General features: G+C 30.8%; 14 protein-coding genes. 4 read left to right on the forward strand and 10 right to left on the reverse strand.

Annotated elements, in window-relative coordinates; genetic code table 11:
• Positions 1–4: 4 nt before the first annotated feature.
• From Q1A46_RS08365 to Q1A46_RS08380, 4 genes are all read right to left on the reverse strand, one after another.
• A complete protein-coding gene (locus tag Q1A46_RS08365; RefSeq protein ID WP_299676596.1) occupies positions 5–3,250 on the reverse strand; it encodes a TonB-dependent receptor in 3,246 nt (1,081 codons plus the stop codon).
• 335 nt (positions 3,251–3,585) lie between these two features.
• On the reverse strand, positions 3,586–4,443 hold the full coding sequence (locus Q1A46_RS08370) for an AraC family transcriptional regulator (protein ID WP_299676599.1): 858 nt from the start codon (positions 4,441–4,443) through the stop codon (positions 3,586–3,588).
• A 313-nt stretch (positions 4,444–4,756) separates the two neighbouring features.
• Positions 4,757–6,220 carry a hypothetical protein gene (locus Q1A46_RS08375; protein WP_299676602.1) on the reverse strand — a complete coding sequence of 488 codons (1,464 nt, stop codon included), beginning with the start codon at positions 6,218–6,220 and terminating at the stop codon, positions 4,757–4,759.
• A gap of 2 nt (positions 6,221–6,222) precedes the next feature.
• Complete coding sequence (locus Q1A46_RS08380) at positions 6,223–7,737, reverse strand: sulfatase (protein ID WP_299676604.1); 1,515 nt, start codon at positions 7,735–7,737, stop codon at positions 6,223–6,225.
• Between the two features lie 188 nt (positions 7,738–7,925).
• Between Q1A46_RS08380 and Q1A46_RS08385 the strand changes: the two genes are divergently transcribed.
• Positions 7,926–10,169, forward strand: coding sequence for a tetratricopeptide repeat protein (locus Q1A46_RS08385; protein ID WP_299676606.1), 2,244 nt, complete (start codon positions 7,926–7,928; stop codon positions 10,167–10,169).
• 3 nt (positions 10,170–10,172) lie between these two features.
• Here the strand turns inward: Q1A46_RS08385 and Q1A46_RS08390 are convergent, their stop codons facing one another.
• Genes Q1A46_RS08390 through Q1A46_RS08415 form a run of 6 tightly spaced genes read right to left on the reverse strand, consistent with a single transcriptional unit; the run spans position 10,173 to position 15,909 of the window.
• Positions 10,173–11,150, reverse strand: coding sequence for an aldose epimerase family protein (locus Q1A46_RS08390; protein ID WP_299676608.1), 978 nt, complete (start codon positions 11,148–11,150; stop codon positions 10,173–10,175).
• Positions 11,151–11,152: 2 nt separating this feature from the next.
• Entirely contained in the window at positions 11,153–12,157 is a 1,005-nt protein-coding gene (locus Q1A46_RS08395; protein WP_299676611.1) for a LacI family DNA-binding transcriptional regulator, read from the reverse strand.
• A gap of 6 nt (positions 12,158–12,163) precedes the next feature.
• Entirely contained in the window at positions 12,164–13,195 is a 1,032-nt protein-coding gene (locus tag Q1A46_RS08400; RefSeq protein WP_299676614.1) for a UDP-glucose--hexose-1-phosphate uridylyltransferase, read from the reverse strand.
• Positions 13,196–13,197: 2 nt separating this feature from the next.
• Entirely contained in the window at positions 13,198–14,319 is a 1,122-nt protein-coding gene (galK, locus tag Q1A46_RS08405) for a galactokinase (protein ID WP_299676617.1), read from the reverse strand.
• 2 nt (positions 14,320–14,321) lie between these two features.
• Entirely contained in the window at positions 14,322–14,972 is a 651-nt protein-coding gene (locus Q1A46_RS08410; RefSeq protein ID WP_299676620.1) for a bifunctional 4-hydroxy-2-oxoglutarate aldolase/2-dehydro-3-deoxy-phosphogluconate aldolase, read from the reverse strand.
• Complete coding sequence (locus Q1A46_RS08415; RefSeq protein ID WP_299676623.1) at positions 14,959–15,909, reverse strand: 2-dehydro-3-deoxygalactonokinase; 951 nt, start codon at positions 15,907–15,909, stop codon at positions 14,959–14,961. The genes Q1A46_RS08410 and Q1A46_RS08415 overlap by 14 nt, the downstream gene beginning before the upstream one ends.
• A gap of 269 nt (positions 15,910–16,178) precedes the next feature.
• On the opposite strand from Q1A46_RS08415, the gene Q1A46_RS08420 reads away from it, so the two are divergent.
• The 3 genes from Q1A46_RS08420 to Q1A46_RS08430 all read left to right on the forward strand — a co-directional run bounded on the left by Q1A46_RS08420 (position 16,179) and on the right by Q1A46_RS08430 (position 21,395).
• On the forward strand, positions 16,179–17,612 hold the full coding sequence (locus tag Q1A46_RS08420) for a sulfatase-like hydrolase/transferase (RefSeq protein ID WP_299676626.1): 1,434 nt from the start codon (positions 16,179–16,181) through the stop codon (positions 17,610–17,612).
• 72 nt (positions 17,613–17,684) lie between these two features.
• Entirely contained in the window at positions 17,685–19,676 is a 1,992-nt protein-coding gene (locus Q1A46_RS08425) for a glycoside hydrolase family 127 protein (RefSeq protein ID WP_299676628.1), read from the forward strand.
• A gap of 144 nt (positions 19,677–19,820) precedes the next feature.
• Positions 19,821–21,395, forward strand: coding sequence for an MFS transporter (locus tag Q1A46_RS08430; RefSeq protein WP_299676630.1), 1,575 nt, complete (start codon positions 19,821–19,823; stop codon positions 21,393–21,395).
• The last annotated feature ends 1 nt before the right edge of the window (position 21,396 follow it).

Consider the following 21,396-nt stretch of genomic DNA (forward strand, 5'->3'; position numbering starts at 1 on the left):
TTAGTTAAAAATTAAAATTAACACCTAGAGTATAACTTTTCAAAGATGAATATGTTGATCCTCTAAAATTATTATATCCATTGGCTTCTGGATCTAAACCTAAATCAGCAATTTCTGAGAACATAGTAAATAAATTGAATCCTCTTAAAAACAATCTGATGTCTCCGATTTTTGTGATTTTTTTATCTAATGTATAAGCAAGTTCTACTTCTTTTAAACGTAGGAAAGAACCATCGTGTAACCATAAATCTGCACCGATAAAATTATCTGTGTCATCACTTTGGTTTCCACTAAATCTATCGTTTTGAGTAAATGCTCTTGGGTATCTAGCATTTCTATTATCTGGAGTCCATCTGTTGTCAAAAACATGAACAGGTTTAGAACCAGCTTGATCAAAGAATACTAGCGTTTGTACGTCAGCTTGACCTTGGAAAAGGAAGTTGAAATCGAAATTATTGTATTTAAATCCACCATAGAAACCATATTGAATACGAGGAATACTAGAAGCATCTAAACGAATTCTATCACCATCATCGATAACACCATCTTCATTAGTATCTAAATAAATAGGTTCACCTTCTACAGTTCCTGGTAATTTTACAGCAGTAGCATCTACTTGAGCTTGATCTTGAAAAATTCCGGCAGTTGGTTGAACAATATAAGTGTCAATTGATTTTCCTTCAGATCTTAAAGCATCTGGAATATTACTAGGTTCATCGATAAATACAACTTCATTTCTATTTGTAGAAATATTTCCACCAAAATTATAACTTACATTTCCAATTTTATCAGCCCATGATAGTTCAAATTCCCAACCTGAGTTATTAACCTCACCAAAGTTTTCCGAAGGAAATTCACTAGGTAAAACTCCTACAAAATCAGGTGTACTTGCATTTCTTGTTCTAAGAATATCTGTTCTTTTTTCGAAATAATAATTTACGTCTCCAGATAATCTACTATCGAATAAAGAGAAAGTTAAACCTACATTTTGTTGTGTAGATTTTTCCCAAGTGACATTAGGATTTGGTTCAACAGTTGAAGAAAAACCATTAACAATTTCTCCGTCAATACCAAAAACAAAGAAGTTTGGTTGTGGTGTATTTGGATCTTGACTTCCAAAGTTAAAACGTGACAAGAATTGGAATGGTGCAATACGATCGTTTCCTAATTGTGCCCAAGATCCTCTAAGTTTTAATGCATTTATCCAACTTACATCTTCTAAAAACTTTTCTTTATCTAAAGCCCAAGCTACAGCAACACCTGGAAATACTCCAAATCTTTTACCAGGACCAAAATTACTTGATCCGTCACGACGAATAGTAAAATCGACAAAGTATTTTTTCTGATAATCGTAAGATAAAGCTCCGAAAATATCAAAACGAGCACCTTCACCAGAAGAACCGTTTGTTCTTGCATTTTCTTCACTTCCAGCAAATAATTCTGGAACTTCAGAAGAAGGAAAACCGCCAACTCTTTCACCAAAGAAATTACTTACTTCAGAGTTTAATTTTTCTGTACCTACAATAGCGTTTATAGAATGATCGTCTCCAATTTTAGTAGTATAATTAAGAGTACCATTTAATAAAATTTGGTTAAAAGTGTTGGATGTTTCTCTTAAAATTCTTTCTTCACCTCTTGGTGAGAAACCTGTAGATGGAATATATTCGTTTGTTCCTTCTTGGAAAGTATAATATGTCCAAGGCGTGTACCAAGATTTAGTTCTTGTAATAATTTTTCTGTATCCAACGAAACTATTAAATTTTAACCCTTTTACAATTTTATCTAAAGAGTAATCAAAAGAAAAACGACCTCTTAAGTTTGTTGTTTTGGTATTAATAAAACCAGATTGACTACTCGACATTATGAATGGATTTTGTCCGTTTTCTCCACCACGAGCTGGTAATCCGTTTGGATAAATCCCTACTTCAGTAGGTAAGTTTGTATAGATGTGTTTATAAATATTTCCTAAATCAACACCAGGTTGATTACGATCTCCAAATATTCCTGCGATATCAATACCAATTTTAATATCTTCATTTAACTTAATGTCTAAGTTAGAGCGTACTTGATTTTGATCGAATTGTAACGATCTAGATCTAAATAAACCTCCTTGTCTAATAGCATCTGCACTCACAAAGTATTTTACAGCTTCAGTTCCTCCAGAAATAGATAAAGAGTTTCTAGATTCAGGAGCAAAATCAGCAAATGTAACATCTACCCAATCTGTATCTGGAAAGCGTATAGGATCTGTTCCGAATTGTGAAATTTGTTCACTTGTAAAAGGATTGGTAACATTAGGATCTAATAAGCGTTGTCTCTCAGCAATTTCATTCTCATAAATAGCATACTGACGCGCGTTCATTATCTGTGGTCTTTGTGTAAAAGAAGAAACAGTATAAGAACTTGATAATTTTATTGTTGGCGCTCCTAATTTTCCTCTCTTTGTCGTAATTAAAATTACACCGTTAGCAGCTCTTGAACCATAAATAGCAGCAGCACCATCTTTTAATACAGTTAATGATTCGATATCTTCTGGAGAAAGATTAGAGAAAGTAGTCGATTGAATTCCGTCAATTAAAATTAAAGGCGAGTTATTATTAGAAGTAGATTTACCTCTGATTAATATGGTTGTTGCATCATTACTTGTGTCTCCATCACCACCATTTCCTGCACCAGGAATACCACCTCTATCTATAATATTAAGACCAGTAACACGACCAGATAACGATTTAGCAATATCTTTACTTGAAGATCTTTGTATTACCTCATCATCTATTTTTCCAACAGCACCAGTTAATTCTCCTTTCTTTTTTGTTGTATATCCTAGTACAACAACTTCTTCTAATTTAGCATTATCTGGTTCTAAAACAATATCTATTTTTTTTCGATCACCAATTACAATTTCTTGTGTTTTATAACCCACATAAGAAAAAACTAGCGTGGCATTTTTATCAGAAACAGTGATAGAATAATTACCATCAAAATCAGTTTCAACTCCTTTTGTTGTTCCTTTGACAATAATATTTACTCCAGGTAATGGACCAGTATTATCTGATACATTTCCAGTAATTTGTTGTTGCAAGTTTATTAAGCTTGATGATTCTTTTTCAATAGGTTTGTCTGCAAAAACTTCGTTACTTATAAAAATAATAAGGATTAGTGAACAGAACTTTTTTAACATTAGACCTAAATCAAAACAATTCAACTTAATAAAGCTATGCTGGACTTTAAGTGATGTTGTTTTTTTCATAAAATGAAAATTTAATTTTTTAATTACTTTCTAATTGTATGTTTTTAACAATCTTGTAAAAGGATACTTTTTAGTTAAGATTTTTCAGAAAATCTTTTAAAAATGTAAGCGTATCTTAAACAAAAAGTTAACTTAATATTAAGTGGTTTTTCCGATTCGAAAATTAGACAAAATGAAGAGGCTAATGGAGTCCAATATTATCTCTTAATACTCCATTTTTACCCTTGAATAGATAAAACATAAAAAATACACGTGAATTTTATGTAATTAGTAATTAGGGTGTGGTAAAAAAGATAATGTCGAAAAAATAATGAGTGTTGTCTATTTTTTGATTTTTAAATAGCTTCTCTATAACTTTTAGGAGTACTTCCCATAATTTGTTTAAACTGTTTGTTAAAGTTAGTTATAGAGTTGTATCCTACTAAATAAGAAACTTCAGATACAGATAAGTTATTTTGAACAAGGTAACGAGAAGCGTTACGAATTCTAACTTCATTTAAAAACTGAGTAAAAGATTTATTTGTTGTCTTTTTAAAGAAACGACAAAAAGAATTTGTAGTCATACAAGCAATGTTAGAAACATCTTCTAAACTAATATTGTTTGCGTAATTGTCTGATATGTATTTTAATACAGTGTCGATTTTATCAGAGTTTTCAGACGTATATTGCCTCATGTCTGTTGAAGATAATATTTCTTTATCTTTAGTTAGAGACAAGTCATTTAAAATGCTTAACAATCTTATAGATTGTTCTGTTGAAGATAACTTTTTGAAGTTCATTAATTCTTGATGTAATTTATGACTTACGTTATTTCCAAAGCTTATTCCGTATTTAGATTGCTCAAACATCTTTTTGATTTTGAAAAACTCAGGATTATCAAATGTATCTTTTCCTATAAAATCTTCAGTAAATTTTAAAATTATAGTATTTACTTTTTCATTATTAATCTCTTTGTCATCAGAAGGTTTGTTAAGCCATAAATGTGGTAAATAAGGACCAACTAATACTAAATCACCTGGCGAGAATTGAGAAACGCTATCGCCAACAAATCGAATACCATGACTTACTGAAATATAAATAAGTTCGTATTGAGCATGATAGTGCCAAGAAGAATCTAAACAAGGGGTTTTTTTATTATTAACCGTCAATCTTTTATTGATTACTTCTTCAGGATGTTTTAGCACTAACTTCATTTTAATTCAATATTAAATCTTGTCTTAATTAAATATTTTAGGTTAAGACAAATTATTGGTTCTTTATAAAAATATGATTTCTCAAATTTACAAAATACAATTAAAAAGAGTGATAAATCATGAAAAAAACAATTTTATAGCTTTAATTATGCGTATATCGTAAATAATTAGATTTTGGTTTTTTTAGAGGAGAAGTTATCGATGTTGATCAAATGTTTTTAGTTATGATTTGCAGCAATAAACTTTAAAAAAAAGCTTTCATACTGATAAAAATCAACATGAAAGCCAAAATTATAAGTGAATTAAAAACGAATTATAAGGATAAAGTATCTAGTTTATAATACTTATTTTTTGAGTTTTTAATCAATAACTCAATAGATTTTATAGTGTTTGACTTTAATTTTTGTTTTAAAGAAAACGGATGCAAAGGGTCTACATTATCAATGGAAGTATCTTCAAACCTCCCAGTTTTATCAATAGTTCGTAATATAGCTTTCCCTGCTTTAAAAATTCCGTATTCGCCAGTAATAATTCTTGTTTTTTTATCTAAAGTCAATTTTTTAGTAATAATTCCTGATTGATTTACATCTAGTATTGGAGTCGACTTTATTTTTGCAGCACCATGTACTTCTTTGTAGTTAAAACTTTCGTTTGGTTTTAAGGTATAAATAGGAGTTTTAACTTCTGTTTCTAAATACCCATCTTCTAAACCACTATGAAATATCACACTATTAGCGCCATCTTCATAAGTAAGTTTCGGGTCATATGGTTCAAACATTTTTACAAATGCAGTATTGTTAGTTTTGTTCACATAACTAAGCCAAGATTTAGAAGAAATCATTTCTATACCACCCATTAAATAGTAATCATAATGTGTTTCGTAGATTCCAGGAGAAACTTCACCTGTCCAATTTGTTCCGTGATTGAAATATTTTTTAACATGTTCAGGATTGTTTTTATCTAACGTCATTCTATTTCTATTGATATACCTCCATCTTGATTCTGGAGTGACGCTAATATGAAATTGTTTTCCATCAGGAAGTTTGAACTCTTTACTGAAGGGAATATGAGCGACAAAATTTTCTCCGTCTTCGAGCTCAGGTTTACTTCTTGAAACATGTTGACTAGAGATTTTTAATCCTCTTTGAATAGTGTTTGTTCCTTTGTTGGTTAATGTATGATCTATAAAAACTAAACTACTATTATCTTCAATATGTAAAGAACGACTGTATTGAAATTGTTCTTCAATCTTCTCAGGTGTTGAAAAACTTTTTGATTTGTAGTCAAATTTAGGAACTGGCAAATTCTGAACTCCTGAAGTCACTTTTATAGATGTAAAATCATCTTTTCTGATAATTTCAGCTTGATAAGGAGCGTCACCAATACTTACTGGTGGTGGCCATCTCTTCACTTTTTTCCCGTTTTTATTTACAGCACAATTTTTAACAGGAATAGGAACAAGTCTGTAACCACCAAAATTTCTCCAATCTTTCATTTTTACATGCTCATCGTTAGAGAACGATTTTCCAAATAATTTCGGATTAATCCAGAGTGATGGAACATCACCTAAATTATATTCTAAAACTCTACCGGCTGCGTCAGGAACCACAGCAACACTTATAAATTTATTTTTCGCGACAAAAGTTTTGTCCCATTTCCAATTGTTATAATTTTTAATATTTTTAACTGAAGCTTTTTCTGACGAAGTTTGTCCAAATGAAAAATTAACTATGATAATTAATTGTGTAAGTAAAATGGATTTTATTTTTCTAGACATACTTAGTTAAGTTTAAAAGTTTGATTAAAATGAGGCATTTTATTTTTTTTCCATTGTGTAGCTGTTCGTTCGTTATGAAACCATAATGGTTTTTTATTTGTAGCACTCCATTCTTCAGTTTCTTTAACTAAATCTTGTAGTATTTTAGGGTGTTTATTACTCAAATCATTTTGTTCCCCAGGATCTTTATTAATATCATATAAAGTCCAACTATTATTATGTGTTCTTAAAGCTTTCCATTGGTTTTTACGAACTCCTACATCAGTATGATTTTCAAATTCAATTCGATGTCGTAGAGCATAAATATTTTCATTTTCATAAGCGTTTTTTCCATCTAAGAAATCATTCCAAATATTTTTACCATCAAGAATTTTATTAGTTGGTAATTCCGCTTTAGCTAAGAAAGTGAATGTAGGATATAAGTCAAGAGCAGAAATTGGATGTTCAAATTTTTGTCCAGAAGGAACAATATTAGGCCAGTGAAAAAACATGGGAACTCTATAACCACCTTCATTAGTACTTCCTTTACCTTCTTTTAAAGGAAAATTAGTCGCTCCTTTACTAAGTTTACCACCATTGTCACTAAAGAAAACGATTAGTGTATTGTCTAACTGTTTGTTCTTTCTAAGTGTTTCTACAATATTGGTAACACCACGATCTACAGCATGAACCATACCTGCATAAGTTCTCCTTTTTTTGTCTTTGATATGTGTATAAAGTGCTAAATCTTCTTCTTTAGCTTCTAATGGAGTATGCGGAGCATTATAAGAAACATAAAGAAAAAACGGATCTTCTTTTTTATGAGCTCTATTAATAAAATTGATAGCTTCTCTAGAAAGTGCATCAGTAATATATTCGTTTTCATCTACTTCTTTTCCATTAAATTGAAGCGGAGTAATATAATCTCTAATTTTCGTATTTCCGTTAGCTTTTTGTTTTTCGTATTCAGCTTTAAATTGTTCAGGGAAATAATTATGTCCCCCACCTAAGAAACCATAAAAATCATCAAAACCTCTACTATTTGGATGATATTTTTGAACAGTTCCTAAATGCCATTTTCCAACAGCACCAGTGTAATAACCCGATTTTTGTAATGTTTTACTAATAAACTCTTCTTGTGTAGTTACACCTAAACCAGCATTTTCATGAGCTCTAGGAAGATTAAATTGTCCACCTATTTTATGAGCATATCTTCCTGTCATAATACTAGTTCTGCTCGGACCACAAAACGGATGAGCAACATAAGCAGAAGTGAAGATTGTTCCATTGGCTGCAAGTTTATCTAAAGCAGGTGTTTTAATGTCTTTTGCTCCATTAAAACCTACATCGGCATAACCTAAATCATCACATAAAAGCACTAAAATATTGGGTCTATTTTTAGTTGGTTTTTCTGAAATTGAAAGTTGTTTTATATTTTCTTTTGCTTTCTTTTTATTCTTAGTACAACTTGCTAAACATAGCAGTAGGGCGAACATTGTAGTTTTTAATACTCGTGTATTCATAAATAATTTTATCATCAGCATCACATTCAGTTTGTTTGACCGTCTAAATAATGAAATAATATGTTTAAAGAATAAGTAGTTCTTATCTCATAATTACTTTTTTTTAACCGTATTTGAATAGAATTTCACTGATCAAAGATAAATTAGAAGAAATTGACTTGTTTGTTTTGTGATACATTTGTGTTTGTAAAACAAAATATCAGGTGAAGTTAATTCAGTACATTTTTTTATGGGTAGTTTGCTCTTGTATTATTCTTTCTTGTAAAGAAAAGAATGCATATAAAAGTGTTGCTTCGGTAACAAAAGAATATCCATATGATAAAATAACAGACGATTTATTCCTTGGAGATAAAAAATGTAAAGAATGTCATCAAGAAGAATTTAAAGAATGGAAAGGTTCTCATCATGATAAAGCAATGCAAATTGCAGACAGTCTAACTGTTTTAGGGAATTTTAATGATACGATTTTTGTAAGTCAAGGTGTAAAATCAAGATTTTTCAAACTAGGAAAGGATTTTTATGTAAATACAGAAGGACCAGATGGAAATTATCATGATTATAAAATAGAATATACATTTGGTGTTTTTCCGTTGCAACAGTATATCGTGAAATTTCCAAACGGACGTTTTCAATGTTTACGAACTGCTTGGGATTGTAAAGAAGAAAAATGGTTCGATTTGTATCCAGATTTTAAAGTCGTACATTCAGAATGGTTGCATTGGTCTAGAGGTGGATTAAATTGGAATACGATGTGTGCCGATTGTCACTCTACAAATGTTAGAAAAAACTATACACAAGAAACAGATAGTTACAATACACAATATTCTTTAATTAATGTGAGTTGTGAGGCTTGTCACGGACCGGGAAAACAACATGTAAATGATGTAGTTGATTTAGGTGAAAATTATAAAGCAACAGGCACTTTTTTTATGACTTCTGAAACTTCTCCGAAAGAATTAGTTGATCAATGTGCACGTTGTCATATGAGAAGAGAACAATTCTCTGAAGCTTACGATTACAAAGGAACAATGTTAGATCATTATTTTCCTCAACTAATAGAAGAAGGTCGTTATCATGCGGACGGACAAATTTTAGATGAAGTGTATGTGTATGGTTCGTTTGTTCAAAGTAAAATGTATCAGAATAATATTACTTGTACGAACTGTCATAATGCGCATTCGTTAGAATTGAAATTCGAAGGAAATAAATTATGTGCTCAGTGTCATGATTCTCAAAAATATAATACTACAGAACATCATGCACATCCAGAAAATTCAGAAGGAGCTAAATGTGTGAATTGTCATATGCCAGGGAAATATTATATGGGAAATGATTTTAGAAGAGATCATAGTTTAAGAGTTCCAAGACCAGATTTAAGTTTAAAATATAATACACCAAATGCCTGTACTAATTGTCATAATGATAAAGACAATCAGTGGGCGTGGAACTCATTTAAAAAGTTATATGGAGAAGTAGATTCTATCCATTTTTCTGAAAAATTGATTCCAGGAATTAAAGGAATTCCTAATGGTCATATAGAGTTATTATCACTGGTAAAAGATGATAAGTATCCAGAAATAGTAAGAGCTTCAGCAGCAAAAGCATTATCAAATTACAATACAACTGTTTTTGTAAAAGAATATATCGATTTATTAAACGACGATTCTCCTTTAGTAAGAGCGGTAAGTGTAGATGTGTTGAGTGAAATCAACAATCAAAATTATAGTTCTTATTTCTTTCCGCTGTTAAAAGATCCGAAGAGAAGTGTTCGGATTAAAGCTTTTTATGGATTAAGTAGTTTTCCAAAAAGTCAAATTCCTGAAGCATATAAAACAGATTATGATAAGGTTGAAAAAGAGTTTTGGAAACATATAAATACAAATTCCGATTTTGTAGGAGGAAGAGTTAAAAAAGCAAATTATTACCTTAAAAAAGGAGAGCTTCAAAAAGGAATTCAAGGTTATGTTGATGCGCTTAAAATTGATGAATTGAATAACAGTTTACGCTTAACTTTAGCAAACTTATATTATCAAAATAGAGATTTTAGCAAAGCTGAAAGTTTATTTAAAAAGGTGATTGCTTTAGAACCAGATTTCGGACCAGTGTATTATTCATTGGCGTTATTATTGGCTGAGCAAAATAGAACAGATGAAGCAATTGTAGCTTTAAAAAAAGCACAAGTTAAAATGCCTGAAAATATACGTGTTTACTATAATTTAAGTTTGTTGTACGATAAAAAAGGAGATGCAGTAAATGCTGAAAAAATACTTTATAAAGGTTTAAAAATTGATAAGAATAACGAGAGTTTATTGTATGCGTTAGCATATCAATTTTACACAAAAGAAAAGTACAAAAAGGCTAAAACTATAATTGAAAAATTGATAAAAGCACATCCTGAAAATCCACAATACATGAGATTTTTAGATGAACTTAAAACGAAACTGTAAGAACTATTTTAAAACTGAAAATTTAAAAGTAGTTTCATTCCTGTAAACCTCATCAGGCTGTAATAGAGTAGAAGGGAAGTTAGGATTATTAGGAGTATCTGGATAATGTTGAGTTTCAAAACAAATTGCTGGAAAATCGCCGTAAATAGCATTTTCTTTGAAAGTTAATCCGTCAAATCTTTTTGGAGTGTACACCACAATTGCAGGTTGATTAGTGAAAACTTCCATGCAAATTCCAGATGTTTCAGAACTTATTTCTGCGTTACGATGATTTTTATTCAAAATAAAAGTATCATCCAAACCTTGAAAATTAGTACTTCCAATTTTAGATTTTTTGGTAAAATCATAGCAAGTTTCTTTAACAGGATTTTTTCTTCCTGAAGGAATTAATTGATCATCAACATCTAAATAGAAATCACTGTCAATAAATAATTCGTGATCTAAAATAGATTGTTCTCCATTCAAATTAAAATAAGCATGATTGGTAAGATTTACATGCGTAGTTTGATCTGTAGTTGCAGCATAAATAATCTTAAGTTCATTGTTTTCTGTAAGAGTATAAGTAACTGTAACATTCAAATTACCTGAATAACCTTCTTCCAAGTGTTTACTTAAATACGATAATGTTATTGAAGAATTTTCACTATTTGTAATGTTTTTTACTTGCCAAATTTTCTTGTCAAAACCATTTTTTCCACCATGTAAATGCACACCATCTATAGTATGAATTGGGTATTTCCCAGTTTCGAAATGAAGTTCAGATTTAGATATTCGACCAGCATATCTGCCAACAGTTGTACCTAAATAAAGATAGTTTTGTAAATAATGTTCAGCATTGTAATCATCACTAGAATGAAGTCCCACTACGACATTAACAAGTTTGTTGTTTTTATCTGGAACTTTTAGACTTAGAATTGTTGCACCTAGCGTACTAATCTCCAATTCAAGATTATTTTTGTTCTTTAAAATGTACGTATTCATAATTAGTTGGTTGATGCTCTTTTTACTAATTCTGTTTTAATAACTAAATTTTTCATTTCTAGATTTTTATTCTGAATACGTTTCATTAAAGTTTTGAAAGCTAATTTTCCCATTTCTTCGGGTTTCTGATTAATTGTAGTTAGCGAAGGCAATGTGTATTTAGGAATAGAACCATCAGTAAAACCAATAACTGAAATATCATTAGGAACATGAAGTCCTTTTTTCTGAATAATATTAATAGCACAAATTGCGGAAAGTTGATCAGCAGTAATTAAAGCATCAATTTTATGTTGTTGTAAAGCTGTTGTTAACTTACTTTCAAACTCGTTGTAATCTGTAATATTTATCAAATTAGGAGTTGCAAAAAGTTCGTCTTCTAACGCTTTACAATATCCTTGGGTTCTTAATTCACCAACACTAGTAGTAGTAATTGTAGATAAGAAAGCTATATGTTTTCGGTTTCTTTGAATTAAATATTTTACAGCATCATAGGTAGCTTCAAAGTCATTAACAGTTACTTTATCACAGTTAATTTCTTCAGAAACACGATCGAACATTACCAAAGGAAAATTACGACGCGTTAAGTTTTTAAAATGTGTAAAGTTGTTTTTATTTTGAGTTTCTTCCGCAAGAGAAATTAGAATACCATCTACACTTCCATTGAGTAAAAATGAAACAGAATCAGCTTCTTTATTAAGTATATCATTCGATAAACAAATAATAAGTTTATAATTGAACCGATTAGCTTCACGTTCAATAGCGTGAATAATTTTAGCAAAAAAATCATCTAATACATTAGGAACAATTACACCAATTCTTTTCGTAACATTAGATTTTAAACTTCGAGCTACATCATTGGGAATGTAGTTTAAGTTCGAAGCTAATTCTTTTACTTTTTTTGTAGTTTCTTCACTAATTTCATAGCTGTTGTTTAAAGCTTTAGAAACTGTTGAAGTAGAAACGTTTAAAAGTTTCGCGATGTCTTTTAAAGTGACGTTACTTTTCATTACAATTTATACAAGACTATAATGTTTAAGATCTAGTTTTTTTAAAGTATCAGCAGCTTGTTCTGCCGTAATATCTCGTTGTGCATTAGCAAACATTTCGTAACCAACCATAAATTTTTTCACTTCTGCTGATCTTAATAATGGCGGATAAAAAGACATATGAAAATGCCATTCTGGATGTTCTTTATCTGTCGGACTTTGATGTATTCCTGAAGAATAAGGAAACGAAGTTTCAAATAGATTATCGTATTTAGTAGTTAACTGTTTTATGATTTCTGCAAAAGCTGTTTTTTCTTCTTTATTTAATTGTCCGATATGTTGATATTGTTTGATTGGAGCAATCATAACTTCGTACGGCCATGTAGCCCAATATGGAACCAAAGCAACAAAATGTTCGTTTTTTAAAATAATACGTTCATCTAATGCCAGTTCTTGTTGAATATAATCTGCAAGTAAACTGCTGTTATTTTCGTTCCAATATTGAAGTTGATGAAATTGCTTTTTCAATACCACTTCTGGAATAGAAAACTGAGCCCAAATTTGTCCATGTGGATGCGGATTACTACATCCCATAATTGCACCTTTATTTTCAAAGATTTGAACATGATTGATATTTGGTTTTTTTCCCAATTCATCATATTCTTTTTGCCATAAAGTAATTACATCTGTAATTGCTGAAACAGACATTAATGGTAATGTTAAAGAATGATCTGGGGAAAAACAAATTACTTTACAAATTCCTTCTTCACTTTCGGCTCTTAGTAATCCATTAGTATAAGTTTCGTGCTCTTGATTTTCAACTAAAGCTGCATAATCATTTACAAAACTGTATGTGCTTTCATAATTAGGATTTACACTTCCGTTTGCTCTTGTATTTCCTGGACATAAATAACAATCAGGATCATACGAAACCTTTTCTACAACAACAGGTTTATCTTTTTTACCTTGCCATGGTCTTTTTGTTCTATGCGGAGAAACTAAAATCCATTCTCCAGTTAATATGTTATATCGTCTGTGTGACTTTGCATTAAATTCCATAATTAAATTTTTGAAACACCGTTGCCAATAGCAACAGTAATTGGAGTAAGATTAATATTGAATTTCTCTTGGTAAGCTGGTGAAATAATATTGATGAATTCTTCACAATAATCTTTATGGATAATGTTTATGGTACAACCACCAAAACCTCCGCCCATCATTCTAGCACCAACTACATAATCTAAATTGTGAGTATAATCAACTAGAAAATCTAACTCCTCACAACTTACTTCAAATAAGTTTGTAAGACCTCGATGCGATTTGTATACCCATTCTCCAAAACCAATAATGTCTTTGTTTTTCAAACATTCAACAGCATAAAGTGTTCGTCTGTTTTCTTTAGTGATATACAAAGCGCGATTAAAAATTTTATGAGGAAGAATATTTTCAAATTCTTGAATAATTTCTGGACTTACTTGTGCTAACAAAGTGTATTGCGGATATTTTTTATTGATAGCTTCTAAAGCGGTGCTACATTCATCACGTCGAATATTATATTCGCTTGTAGCCAAATTATGAGAAACATTTGTGTTTAGTAAGATAATTCGATAATCACCAAAATCAGCAGGAATTAATTCATGTTCAAGTGTTTCGCAGTTCAATAAAAGTAAATGATCTTCAGCTCCTTTTACTACAGCAAATTGATCCATTATTCCGCACTTAGTTCCTACGAATGTGTGTTCAGCATCTTTAGAAATATTAATGATTTCAAGATCAGTAAGTCCGATATCAAATAATTCGTTTAGTCCTTTAGCAACGCCACATTCTAAAGCGGCAGAAGAACTTACACCAGAACCTAAAGGAAGATTACTGTAAATATTACAATCAAATCCTTTTATAGAATTTGGTTTTAAAACATTGATATGAAAAATTACACCAATAATATAATTATGCCATTCAATTTCACTTCTTTTCAAATCATTCAAATTAATTTTAAAATGATTTTTAAAATTTTCAGAGTAAACTTTACAAGTTTCACTATTATTTCTGCGGAAACGAAGTGTTATTTTTTTATCAATTGATGCAGGTAAAACATGACCTCCACTGTAATCAACATGTTCTCCAATAAGGTTGATTCTTCCAGGAGATTCTATAATGACATCATATTTTAAATTCGGATTCATATTCATTGTGTATAATCTTGAATTTCTTGTTTAATAGTTACAAAATGCTCTTTTAAAGCAGTAAAATTTTGTGTAGCTATATGTTCTTTATGAAGTAATGAACTTCCCATACCAACACCTACAGCCCCAGCATTAAAAAATGAAGTAATATTATCTTTAGAAACTCCGCCAGTAGGAAGTAATTTTACTTCATTAAGAGGTGCTAAAACATCTTTAATATACTTCGAACCTAATTGAGTTGCCGGAAATACTTTTACAGCTGAAGCACCTAAAGACCAAGCTTTATAAATTTCTGTTGGAGTATAAGCTCCAGGAAAAACAGGAATGTTTTTTGAAACACAATGTTTAATAACATTTTCATCTATTATTGGAGTAACAATAAACTGTGCTCCAGCTTCAATAGCGTTTTTACAATCGTCTAAAGTACATACAGTTCCTGCACCGATGTTCAATTTAGGAAACTGTTTATTCAATTCATTTATTAATTCTAAAGCACCTTCTGTATTCATAGTAACTTCAAGTGTGTAGAACTCTGCTTCTAAAAGAGTTTTAGCAATATTCAGAGTGATTTCTTTTGATAATCCTCTTACGATTCCAACTACAGGAGCTTTATTAAATAGATCCCAAGAGAAAGATGAATTATTTTGTGTCATGTAATGTGAGTATTTTTTTCTGTCCTATTAAAAGCGCATTTTTTAATGCTAAATCATCTAAAAGCACAAGTTGATTTTCGGGAATAATAGTTTCAAGAGCAGTTCTGTACATTTCAAAAATAGGATTTGAAGCTGCTAGAAATATTTTTGTGTCAGTATGTTGTAAATAACGAAGCTCATCACCAATAAGCATTCCGCTTAAGTAGTAATAATTATCTTTTTTATTCTTGTTTTCAAGTACATCATTAACTCGAACACTAAATAAATTTGATGCTAATTCATTTTTAATTCCTACGGAAACACCATTTTTAAAAGCTTGTTTTCTTTCAGAATTCCAAGGACTTTTAATAACAGAATTTGCTAAAATGCTGGTGTTAGAGATCACTTCAAATAATTCACCAGTCATAAAGTTTTTAAGATCTGTGTAAAACTGATTTGAAAAACTAATATGTTTGCTGTGTGTACCTGGTAATAAAAGAATTCCTTCTTCTACATAATCTAAATGTTCTGATAATCCAATTGCTTGAATTTCTTCACCACGCATCATTCCAGAATTATTTTTTACTCCAGAAATTAAAATGATTTTTAATCCGTTTGAAGTTTCCAGGTATTCAGCATTTAAATTGTTTCCATTAACATGAAAAGGAAAATCAGCATAAGGCAAATTTTTCATTCCAATATTAGAAGAAGCCATACCAGCAACTACAATAATTTCATTTTGATATTTTTGCGAGAGTTTTAAAATTTCTTCTTTTAAATGTTCAGAGAAAAAATCAATCTGAGTTACTGTTGAATAAGTTTTAAATGATTCATATAAATCCCGAATACCGAGATTCGAAGTTTTTTCTTCGAGAACAGATAAAGTTTCTGTTTCAATTACACGTAATCTGAAATTAGTAGTTCCCCAATCACAGCTAATAAAATATTTAGATTTCATATTGTTCAACTTTATGTTTGGAGCTTTAGTTTATTGTACAAGATTTTGTAATCATGTAAGTACGGTTAAGGATAACCTCAACAAAACAATAAAAAATGAAGCAATAGTCAGAAGTGTATATTACCTGTTAATAACAATATTTTACCTGCTTATTTATAAAAAGTAGGTGAAAGAGGGTAAAATATAATAAGGTTGCGATAAAATTAACTAATAAATATGGTCGCTTAAATTCTAAATTTGGTGATTGTATGTTTTATAAAAACGGAATAATGAGTAAAAAACATCTACAAATACTTTTCTTATTAATTACAGTTCAGATAACAACTGCTGTAAAAGCTCAAGATAAACCTAATATCATATTACTTTTTGCAGACGATGCTGGATATCATGACTTCGGATTTCAAGGAAGTAAAGAAATGTTGACTCCTAGTTTAGATAAGTTAGCGAAAGAAAGTATTCAGTTTAAACAAGCTTATGTTACAGACCCAACTTGTGGTCCGTCTAGAGCTGGTTTATTAACAGGAAAGTATCAACAACGTTTTGGTTACGAAGAAAACAATGTGCCAGGATATATGAGTAAAGTTTCTGCTCAAGATAATGCAGAAATGGGATTGCCTTTAGAAGAAAAAACGATGGGAGATTACATGCAGAGTTTGGGTTATGTAACCGGTTTCTATGGGAAATGGCATGTTGGTGGAGCAGATCGTTTTCACCCAACAAAAAGAGGTTTTGACGAGTTCTATGGATTTAGAGGAGGTGCTAGAGATTATTTCGCATACAAGAAGTTACCAAAAGATAAATTGAATTGGTTAGAAAAAGGATTTGAAAATTATCAAGAACACAACGGTTATCTTACTGATTTTTTAGCTGATGAAACGATAAAGTTTATTGAGAAAAATAAATCGAAACCTTTCTTTGCATTTGTTTCTTTCAACGCAGTGCATACACCTATGGATGCTAAAAAAGAAGACTTAGAAAAGTTTCCAAAATTAAAAGGAAAGCGAAAAGAAGTTGCAGCAATGACTTTAGCTTTAGATAGAGCTTGTGGTCGAATTATGGATAAGTTAAAAGAGTTAGGTTTAGATGATAATACTTTAATTGTTTTTACCAATGATAATGGTGGGCCTTCGGATAAAAATGCTTCAGTAAATTATCCACTTAGTGGAACAAAATCAAATCATTTAGAAGGCGGAATTCGAGTGCCTTTTCTATTAAAGCTTCCAAAGAAAAGTAAAGTAAATTCAAGCTATAAATATCCGATTAGTACTTTCGATTTATTACCAACTTTTTATGAAGTTGGCGGAGGTGATGTATCAAAGATTAAAAATATTGACGGAGTAAGTTTACTGCCTTATATTAAAGGAGAGAATATGAAAAGACCTCATGAAACTTTGTTTTGGAGAAAAGATGGAAGGGGAGCAATTCGTAAAGGAGATTTTAAATTGATACGATTTCCAGATCGTCCAGCCATGTTGTTTAATATTGTAGAAGATGAAAAAGAGTTATACGATGTTTCTATTGAACACCCAGAATTGTTTCGTGAAATGTATAAGGAGTTATTCGATTGGGAATTAACTCTAGAACGACCAAGATGGATGTTGAAAAAGAGTTATGAGAAATACGATATTGATAGAATGGATGACTATTGGAAGAAAGAAGAGAAAACTTCAGATTTCAAGAGTAAAAAATCTATCAAAAATTAAATAAATGAATCAAAAAATAATGTTGAAGTTTTCTCTGATAAATTCAACATGTTTATAAAAATATAGCCAATAATGATAACAGAATCAACAAGTATAGAAGATCAAGTTTCATCAAATAAAGAAGCATTTGCAACTCATACAAAGTTTAAAGGAATTAAGTTAGGAGATTGTCAATGGACTACTGGTTTTTGGGCAGATAAATTCAAGCTTTGTGAAGATATTATGGTTCCTTATATGGGAGATGTATTATGCGGAGATATAGGTCATGCTTTAAATAATTTTAAGATTGCTGCTGGAGAAAAAACGGGAGAGCATAAAGGAATGTATTGGCATGATGGCGATTTTTACAAATACATGGAAGCGCAAATTTATGTTTACGGACATAATAAAGATGAAAAGATCTTAGAAAAACTTGACGAGTATATCAGTATCATCGGAAAGGCACAAGAAGAAGATGGGTATTTGCAAACTCAAATTCAATTACGAGAAGATGCAGATCGTTACGAAAACAGAAAGTATCACGAAATGTATAATACTGGACATTTATTGTTGAGTGCTTGTGCACATTATACTATTACGGGAAAAAGAAATTTTTTGGATATTGCTATAAAACATGCCGATTTATTACACACCATTTTTATGCCAGAAACCAAACATTACGGTCGTTTTGGTTTTAATCAAACTCAAATTATGGGATTGGTAAAATTGTATAGAACGGTTGGTGATAAAAAGTATTTAGAATTAGCAGAACGTTTTATAAACAATAGAGGGAAATACGAAGTTAAACATCATTCTACAACAGAAGGATATCCTATCGGAGATATGGTGCAAGAGCGAACTGCACTTCGTGATGCAACAGAACCTGTAGGACATGCTGTATTGGCTTTGTATTATTATGCAGGAGCAACGGATGTGTATGCTGAAACTGGTGAGCAAGCATTATTGGATGCTTTAGACAGACTTTGGGAAAGTGTTACTCAGAAGAAAATGTATGTAACTGGAGCAGTTGGACAAACACATTACGGTGCATCAAAGAACAGAGATATGATCGAAGAAGGTTTTATCGATGATTATATGATGCCGAATATGACAGCCTACAACGAAACTTGTGCAAATCTTTGTAATGCCATGTTTAGTTATCGAATGTTAGGAGTTAAAGGAGAATCTAAATATGCAGATATTATAGAGTTAGTAATGTACAACAGTGCACTTTCTGGAATTAGTTTATCAGGAAAAGAATATTTCTATGCAAATCCATTACGAATGGTAAACAATACTAGAGATTACGAAGCACATAAAGATGTAACAGAAACTCCAGAAAGAAAACCATATTTAGAATGTTTTTGTTGTCCACCAAACTTAGTGCGTACAATTGCTAGAGTTTCAGAATGGGCATATAATTTATTTGAAAACGGATTAGTAGTAAATCTTTTCGGGAGTAGTGTTTTAGATACAAAATTACTTGACGGTTCTTCGATAAAAGTAACTCAAGAAACCAATTATCCTTGGGAAGGAAGCATCAATCTAACAATAGATGAATGCAAAACAGAGGCATTTGAAATATTAGTTCGTATACCTGAATGGGTAAATAATGCTTCAATTTCAATTAATGGAGAAAAAGTTACTGTAGAAATTATTTCTGGTACTTATGCTATTTTAAACAGAGAATGGAATGCAGGAGATGTAATTACAATAAACTTACCAATGGAAACTCACTTTGTAGAAGGTCATCCACGTATTGAAGAGGTAAGAAATCAGGTTGCTGTAAAAAGAGGTCCGGTTGTATATTGTGTTGAATCTCCAGATTTACCAAAAGACACAAATATCTTAGATGTTTACATCAATGGAAAAGAAGCTTTAGAAGCAGAGTTTAAACCAGATTTTTTAGGTGGAGTTACTACAATTAATAGCGAATTAATGTTGCGTAGTGATAATCCAAATTCAATGTACAAAACTGTAAAAGCTCCTCAGTGGAATTCTTATAAAACGAATCTTGTTCCTTATTTCGCATGGAGTAATAGAGGACAAGCAGAAATGACAGTCTTTATGCCTGTTGTTTGGTAATAATTTTATAATCCCCATGTAAAATTAGCAGTTTTACGTATTAAATTTTATAGAAGTATTAGTAAGTTAATTTATAATGTAAGACTGCTATTGTTTTTAAGACAGCAGAAATAATCTTAAACTAAAATTTATTTAAAATGATTTATGAAATCGTATAAGAGAAATGTATTTATATATGCAACAATAGTTGCTTTAGGTGGTTTTGTTTTCGGATTAGATGCGGCGTTAATTTCAGGAGGATTTAAATTTATTACAGCTGAATTTAATTTAAACGAATGGGAAGTTGGTGCCATAGGTTTTGGTCCAGGTTTAGGTGTATTAATTGCATTACCATTAGCGGCTTGGTCTAGTAATAAATATGGAAGAAAAGCAACATTAAAAACGATAGCTTTATTGTATATAGTTTCGGCTATTGGATCGGCTTTAGCAACATCATTCACCACATTATTTTTAGCTCGTTTTTTAGGCGGATTAGCTTTTAGTTCTATCACGTTAGCTTCTATGTATGTTGGAGAAATAGCCCCACCAGAACAAAGAGGAAAGTTAGTTTCAATGTTACAAATCAATATTGGAATTGGATTTTCAGCTGCATATTTTATCAATTACTGGATTCTACAGCAAATGGGAACAGATGCAAGTTGGGTAGCAGCTATTAATCTGAATGAAACTGGTTGGCGTTGGATGTTAGGAATTGAAATTTTACCTGCTGTATTATGGTTCTTCTTTTTATTTGTAATTCCTAAAAGTCCGGCTTGGTTAATTTATAAGAATAGAGAAGAAGAAGCTAAAAATTCTTTAGGGAAAGTATATCCTGAAAATGAAATAGAAGCTCATATTCAGGAAATGAAAGAAAGTGTATCTAATGCAGATAACAATAAATCAACTACTTCACAATTAAAAGAAATTTTTAGCGGACCAATGAAAGTTGTTTGTATCGTAGCATTAACCTTAGCTATCGTTCAACAATCAACAGGAATCAATGCTATTATGACTTATGCTTCAACTATGTTTGAACAATTAGGTTTAGGTACTGATGGAGCTTTCGCAAGTGCAATTTGGTTAGGAGTTATTGGGTTGTTAGCAACTATTTTATCGCTTTCATTGATTGATAAAATAGGAAGAAGACCGCTAGTTGTTGGCGGATTAATATGGATTATCCTAAGTTTAGGAATTTGCGCATTCGGATTCAATCAGGCTACTTATAAAGTTACAAATGAAGCTATCAGTAAAATGAAAGATATTCCAGATGTCGATAAACTTTCCGTTTTAGTTGGAAAAGAATACAATAGTGATACTGAGTTTAAAGAAGCCATAAAAGAACTATTAGGAGAAACTTCTGCAAGAGATAATTCTGGAGCATTATTAAAAGAAGCTACAAATATTAATGCCCTACTTATTCTATTAGGAATTTTAAGTTTTGTGGCTGCATTTAATTTCTCAATCGGACCAATAATGTGGGTATTATTATCAGAAATATTTCCTATTTCTTTAAGAGGAGTTGCGATTCCTTTATTTGCTTTAATATCAAGCACAGTAAGTGCAGTTGTACAGTTCTTTTTCCCTTGGCAATTACAAAATATGGGAGCAAGTACAATTTTTATTTTCTATGCAAGTATTGTTTCGGTGGGACTTTTAATACTTTATAAATTCTTACCAGAAACAAAGAATTTAACTATCGAAGAAATTCAAAAATTGATGAAGAAGTCTGAAAAAGCTTAGT

It is taken from the genome of uncultured Tenacibaculum sp. (genome assembly GCF_947502995.1).
Lineage (GTDB): Bacteria > Bacteroidota > Bacteroidia > Flavobacteriales > Flavobacteriaceae > Polaribacter.

What these genes read in the sequence shown, in the direction of transcription:
- Q1A46_RS08365 (WP_299676596.1), bottom strand. Translation starts at nt 3,250, where the DNA reads ATGAAAAAAACAACATCACTTAAAGTCCAGCATAGCTTTATTAAGTTG.
- Q1A46_RS08370 (WP_299676599.1), bottom strand. Translation starts at nt 4,443, where the DNA reads ATGAAGTTAGTGCTAAAACATCCTGAAGAAGTAATCAATAAAAGATTG.
- Q1A46_RS08375 (WP_299676602.1), bottom strand. Translation starts at nt 6,220, where the DNA reads ATGTCTAGAAAAATAAAATCCATTTTACTTACACAATTAATTATCATA.
- Q1A46_RS08380 (WP_299676604.1), bottom strand. Translation starts at nt 7,737, where the DNA reads ATGATAAAATTATTTATGAATACACGAGTATTAAAAACTACAATGTTC.
- Q1A46_RS08390 (WP_299676608.1), bottom strand. Translation starts at nt 11,150, where the DNA reads ATGAATACGTACATTTTAAAGAACAAAAATAATCTTGAATTGGAGATT.
- Q1A46_RS08395 (WP_299676611.1), bottom strand. Translation starts at nt 12,157, where the DNA reads ATGAAAAGTAACGTCACTTTAAAAGACATCGCGAAACTTTTAAACGTT.
- Q1A46_RS08400 (WP_299676614.1), bottom strand. Translation starts at nt 13,195, where the DNA reads ATGGAATTTAATGCAAAGTCACACAGACGATATAACATATTAACTGGA.
- galK (WP_299676617.1), bottom strand. Translation starts at nt 14,319, where the DNA reads ATGAATCCGAATTTAAAATATGATGTCATTATAGAATCTCCTGGAAGA.
- Q1A46_RS08410 (WP_299676620.1), bottom strand. Translation starts at nt 14,972, where the DNA reads ATGACACAAAATAATTCATCTTTCTCTTGGGATCTATTTAATAAAGCT.
- Q1A46_RS08415 (WP_299676623.1), bottom strand. Translation starts at nt 15,909, where the DNA reads ATGAAATCTAAATATTTTATTAGCTGTGATTGGGGAACTACTAATTTC.
- Q1A46_RS08420 (WP_299676626.1), top strand. Translation starts at nt 16,179, where the DNA reads ATGAGTAAAAAACATCTACAAATACTTTTCTTATTAATTACAGTTCAG.
- Q1A46_RS08425 (WP_299676628.1), top strand. Translation starts at nt 17,685, where the DNA reads ATGATAACAGAATCAACAAGTATAGAAGATCAAGTTTCATCAAATAAA.
- Q1A46_RS08430 (WP_299676630.1), top strand. Translation starts at nt 19,821, where the DNA reads ATGAAATCGTATAAGAGAAATGTATTTATATATGCAACAATAGTTGCT.